5 protein-coding genes are annotated in these 5,858 nt (G+C 37.6%); all 5 read right to left on the bottom strand.

Translation table 11 applies throughout. From position 1 onward, the window contains the following. On the bottom strand, positions 1-2,778 hold a 2,778-nt coding region (locus JMI89_RS11455), incomplete at its 3' end, for a toxin VasX (RefSeq protein WP_220680135.1). Between the two features lie 11 nt (positions 2,779-2,789). Then, a complete protein-coding gene (locus JMI89_RS11450) occupies positions 2,790-3,701 on the bottom strand; it encodes a hypothetical protein (protein WP_220680134.1) in 912 nt (303 codons plus the stop codon). A 530-nt stretch (positions 3,702-4,231) separates the two neighbouring features. After that, positions 4,232-4,918, bottom strand: a complete 687-nt coding sequence (locus JMI89_RS11445) for a hypothetical protein (RefSeq protein ID WP_220680133.1) — start codon at positions 4,916-4,918, stop codon at positions 4,232-4,234. An 18-nt stretch (positions 4,919-4,936) separates the two neighbouring features. After that, entirely contained in the window at positions 4,937-5,626 is a 690-nt protein-coding gene (locus tag JMI89_RS11440) for a MarR family transcriptional regulator (RefSeq protein WP_220680132.1), read from the bottom strand. A gap of 19 nt (positions 5,627-5,645) precedes the next feature. Further along, positions 5,646-5,858: hypothetical protein (locus JMI89_RS11435; protein WP_220680131.1), on the bottom strand; the 213-nt coding region annotated here is incomplete at its 5' end.

Genomic DNA, 5,858 nt, shown 5'->3' with positions numbered 1-5,858 from the left:
GCCCTGAATATTGCGTATCACCTCATAACTACCACCTTGAACATTCAGATCCGGAAAACGGTAGCTATTAATACCCTTTAGTTGAGGCAGTCTGGTTTCTAATTCCTTCATGATATGCGGTAATTGATTATAAGCGACTCTGGCGCCAAATGAATGCAAATAAATATCTGAGGTCACTAAACTTGCATCCATAAAGAAGGATTTTGCAATAAGGGCATTCGACACGGTACTCCCATTGGGGAAATGAGCCATGCCGGCAGCCGCTGTTATTGTAAAACGCTGAATCAGACGTTGGGTCATTGAAATGGCTTCTGATTCATGCCCCATTTGGATCTCAATGCCCATAAACTTATCGGTTTTCTCGGCTATCTGGGTCATTATTTGAGCGATACTTAGTAATTGTTGATTTTCATAACCCGCTTGCTTGCTCTCTATGATCGCTTGCCATAAGCCGCCCTCCTTACCCATTAAAGCATGAACGAATAAATTATGATTATCGTTTATTAAATTATTCCAGATTTCAAATTCTGAATCTAATTTAATATCCCCTAAATAGCCACCATCCAACATATTCACAATATCAGACATACAACCTAAATGAGCATCTGAGCTATTCGCTTCCACTTCAATCAGCCAAAAAGTATTTTCATTAATTTCAGCCTTTTCCGTTGGCTTAGCTAGCGTAAATAACCACTTGATATAATTTTTATGATCTTCTGAATACGCTATAATTTTCTTTTTAATCGTTTCAAAAGCGACTTTATCGATTTCGTCAAACTTTATGATTTTCTTTTCACTGAGTCTATCTTTATATTTTTTCCACTCTTCATCGAAATCTTTCTCGGAATTTATCAATTCGGTTTCGGGATAAATATATTTTTCAACTTTGGCAATCTCTAAATCTTTTCGGGTTAAATGCTGTTTTCCTGTTGTTTTCCTTAAATAGTTTATCTTATCCGTTTCAGGCCCCGAATAACTATAACCTACATCATTAATCAGTATGTTATTTAATGACTTCTGATAAGCGGCCTTGACTTTGCTTTCCTCATCTTTATTAAACTTAATCTGCTGGCAACTGCCGTAACTTTCAGGTTTTACAGCGCGTTTTACCGCATCACTATCCATGTAACTAATATATCGCATATAAGAAATATCAATTCCAGGATAGTTAATCATAAATTTATAACGGGGGGATGCTATTTCATTCATGTTACCGCTGTCCATCGTAACGGATTGCTCTAATGAGTATGCAAAAACATTATGATTTGCGCCTTTAATTCCTAAAACATCACCGGCATGATTATAAAAAATATAACGAACATCTTCTTTATTGTTGGCATTTTTATTTTTTAATAATGAATGAAAGATGTTGATACAATGCTTCACTTGACGCCGGTAACTGAGATCCGGACTAAAATAATCTAATTTCTCTGTGTTACCCTTTTCCAGTTGTTCTGAATAATAATTGACAATTTGCTCTTCCCGAGTAGCTGCGCGAAGGTAGTCACTCAAATACAAGCCACCATCAACCATTGTGAGCGTTGGAGACGACATTGTTAACACTTTATTCATCATGTCACCCAACACATTACGCGGAATGGGCTCAAGTTTGAAAAGCTGTTCATTGATTTTTAGATCCAACTTGTTTTCTGTGTTCTTGGCATCATAGATAATCGGATTGGATTCTTTTTCGATTTCTTTCTGACTACTTACGATATCGGTTGGTGACATTTCTTTATCTGATACCGACAACAGTTTTTGGTTGTAGTCATCACGCATTGCTTCATAAATACTTTTATCTATATTTTGTAAACGATTGACAAGGGGAATGATATTTTGCCTTTTACTGATCGCTAATTCTTCAGCCACGCCAAACAAATCATCTAAAACCAGTACTGCTGCTTCTTGATTATAAATTGCTGGTTTTAAACTCAGCGAGTTTTTGAAAAAGGCCGCTTTATTATCTTTGATACTATTAAAGTAGCTTGAGCTATAAAAAACCGATGAATTTAATTTTTTACCCGACTCATCATCTTGAATATCTTTATAATAAAATCCAATATCTTGTTGACGGCATTCAAGCTCAACTAAATATTTTGATTGCGATTCAAAATCGCTTAATGGAAATAACCGTGAATGATTTTTATCGCCCAACACATTATGTAAATCGATGGCGACAAATCTTGTTGTCAACTGCGCTTCGTCTAAATCGATGTAATAATCTCGAACTTTTTTTGACCAGCTACGATGACTATACGCAATCCATGCCTTAGTATACATATCATTGACTGAATCTATCGTAATAAAATATCCTCTTAAATAATGTTTATCGGCACTACTAAGACAGGCTTTTGGCGCTTCTTTCGGATGTAACGTCGCCATTTCTTCAATCGCTTTATGACGGTACAGCCCTTGCGCCGTCACTTCATACCCTAAATAACAACGCTTTTTATCGTTGGTTTCTAATAAAATATAAACAAAACCCTCTCTTAACATCCGGTAAGCATATTCATGTGTTGTTAAATCGATTGCTGGTTCACCATCTAACTTTGCCATGCCTTTTGACCAGGCAATATTTCTAAAACCTTTAGGCAGGATCGATTTACGGGTCAAAAACAGCGTAATACCTTTACGTTTACATACCGCACAGTTACCATCTGCCATACTAGAAGCGGTCTTCTGATGATATTCTTCATAAATAACATCATGATCAGCTTGGTATTTGTTATTCTCTTGCTCTAGTTTTTTTTCTTCATTTGATCGAATGTTATCTGTCATACTATTTCCCTTTAATTTTTATTAGATGACGCCACAAATTTTGCAATATCGATCTGTTTTAATTTTTCTGCTAGCGTCCCTGGTTCATCTTGACTGGCCAAAATCGCATTTTTTATCTCTTCGTTGTTTAGCAATGAGCCATACTTCATTGATAGTAAAACAAAAATATCATGATCTTTAACATCGTTAATGCCTAAGGTTCGTGCCTGATAACTGTATTGGCAAAATTTAACCAGTTGCGCTTTATTGCCTGAAACCGTCGTTTTATTCAGTTTCAAATAAATATTGTTCCACGCCTTATATAAGGCGAGTAAATTTTTTGCCTGATGCTGATAATATTTTTCTTCTTCTGTCAATACACGATCCATAGGATCGAAATCACGAATAGGCTGAATAGTGCGAATCGTTTGACTAACATCCGCATAAAAATAGCTGTCACACCAATTAATAATACTGGGCAACCAATGCGGAAAAAAGCCATTACAATCCTGTAACAATTGCATTCTAAAAGGCTCATAGAACGTTAAAAATGGCAGGTTAAACAGTCGCCCACATTGTGAACCAAAATCGAGACATTTTTGGGCTAATACCTCCGGTGGAAACTCACTCACTATCCATCCGCAGATATAATTTTTGGTGAATAAATGTTCTCTAATTACAATGCCAACGCTAGCTCTAACCAATTTATTATTTAATTTTTCATTGGGCTCTTTGATAACAATTAAGTGTGGACAAGCATTTAAATCATAAGCCAGTTCAGGGCGGGAAATTATAGCGATTTGATCCGATTTCACATTCTCTTTTATATTATCCAAATGGAGAGGGCTTATCTCGCTCACATAACCCAACATATCGATGAGTAAATAACAGTATTTATTATCATAAGTAGGATCGGTTAAATAGTTAGTTAGTGTTTTATCCATTGTATTGTTATTTCCTTATACTATTTTATTGTTGTCACTACGAATGCCATCACTAACAGTTGAAAAATGATAGTCAACGGTTAGTTCTGGATTTTCAGTACATATTCCATGATCAGTATCTTAGCTAAAAGTATGCACGACTTTGTGCGTTGCCGATTAATGTTTCAAAATTAAAGCGATGACCTGCTCAAATAGCCTAAAAAATTAGCTGGATCGCTTCGAACGATATATTGAAGTTTTGCCATAAGTTATTTTCAATCTTGCTTGTTTAAATTATGTTTAACTTTTAAACTGATTTAATAAATGTCAACATTAATTTAATGAAATATAACAATCAGTTATTAGCGATTATCTTTTTGGATTATCGTTGCAAAGTGAAAACGATGCTTTAATAATATTTATATTTAATAATTCACTTAGGTAACCTTTCTTTTAGTGAACCATCAAAATCGGTACAACCCAATAAGCCGCATGCCAAGACTACGGCGCTGATTAATTGACCATATTTCATCGGTTATTCTCCTTTGCCATTAATAATGACCTATCGCTAGCCGGCCAATTCCACCAGCATTATAATAAGCACCGTCTTTTTTGATGACTCGACCTGACCCTTTATAAGTCTTACCTTCATATTCTTTAGTAAATTGTTGAAATAAGGCCAATAACCGATCATCCCTTGCCCATTCCGGCACATTTTCAAGTTGATTATCATAACTAATTTCCGTATAAACATATTCGCCACCGGCCGCTCTGACATCCTCAATATCGGTTACCTTTAATATCACCCGACGACCATAACAGAAATAAGAATAATCTTTCAAATTACGTGCCCCCCCAGCCCCTTGACCGGGCCAAAAATAAAGGGCTTTTTGCCCTTCCTCAGTCAGGCTATAACGGAAATACGGCGAGCCCTCACTCACCGGTTGGCGCTCAAGTAACCCTAATTCGGTAAAAAGCGGTAAACGGATAGCTAACTCCTCTCGGTTGATGTTATAGTAGCGTACAGATCTAGGGGGGATGTTCCCTTCATCCAATGTCGGGTCGTCAATATACGGGAACCGAACATGCCCGGCTAAATAACATATCGCCATGTTACCGGTTTCGTTCATGCGATCATATTCCGCTTGTAACCTTTCTTTTAGTGAACCATCAAAATCGGTACAACCCAATAAGCCGCATGCCAAGACTACGGCGCTGATTAATTGACCATATTTCATCGGTATTCTCCTTTGCCATTAATAATGGCCTATCACTAGCCGACCAATACCACCAGCATTATAGTAAGCACCGTCTTTTTTAATGACATTTCCAGCCCCTTTATAAGTCTTACCTTCATAATACTTGGTAAACTGTTGAAATAAGGCCAATAACCGATCATCCCTTGCCCATTCCGGCACATTTTCAAGTTGATTATCATAACTAATTTCCGTATAAACATATTCACCACCGGCCGCTCTGACATCCTCAATATCGGTTACCTTTAATATCACCCGGCGACCATAACAGAAGTAAGCTTTATCATCCAAATCACGTGATACCCCCGCTGGCCCTTGACCGGGCCAAAAGTAAAGCGCTTTTTGCCCTTCCTCAGTCAGGCTATAACGGAAATACGGCGAGCCCTCACTCACCGGTTGGCGCTCAAGTAACCCTAACTCGGCAAAAAGTGGTAAATGAATGGCTAATTCCTCTCGGTTGATGTTGTAGTAACGCATTAAATCAGCTGGAATTTTTCCCTCGTCCAAAGTTGGGTCATCAATATACGGGAACCGAACATGCCCGGCTAAATAGCATATCGCCCGATTGCCTGTTTCGTTCATCCGATCATATTCCGCTTGTAACCTTTCTTTCAGTGAACCATCAAAATCGGTACAACCCAATAAGCCGCATGCCAAAACTACGGCGCTGATTAATTGACCATATTTCATCGGTTATTCTCCTTTGCCATTAATATTGGCCTATCGCTAGCCGGCCAATACCACCGGCATTATAGTAAGCACCATCTTTTTTGATGACATCTCCTGCCCCTTTATAAGTCTTACCTTCATAATGCTTGATAGTTTTCTGAAATAAGGCCAATAAACGATCATCCCTTGCCCATTCCGGCACATTTTCAAGTTGATTATCATAACTAATTTCCGTATAAACATATTCGCCACC

This window comes from Frischella sp. Ac48, from assembly GCF_019641635.1.
Lineage (GTDB): Bacteria > Pseudomonadota > Gammaproteobacteria > Enterobacterales > Orbaceae > Frischella > Frischella japonica.
The sequence above is the reverse complement of the archived record's forward strand: the minus strand, read 5'-3'. Positions and strand labels throughout refer to the sequence as shown.

Coding starts and splice junctions, on each gene's coding strand:
- JMI89_RS11450 (WP_220680134.1), bottom strand. CDS start 3,701: ATGGATAAAACACTAACTAACTATTTAACCGATCCTACTTATGATAAT.
- JMI89_RS11445 (WP_220680133.1), bottom strand. CDS start 4,918: ATGAAATATGGTCAATTAATCAGCGCCGTAGTCTTGGCATGCGGCTTA.
- JMI89_RS11440 (WP_220680132.1), bottom strand. CDS start 5,626: ATGAAATATGGTCAATTAATCAGCGCCGTAGTTTTGGCATGCGGCTTA.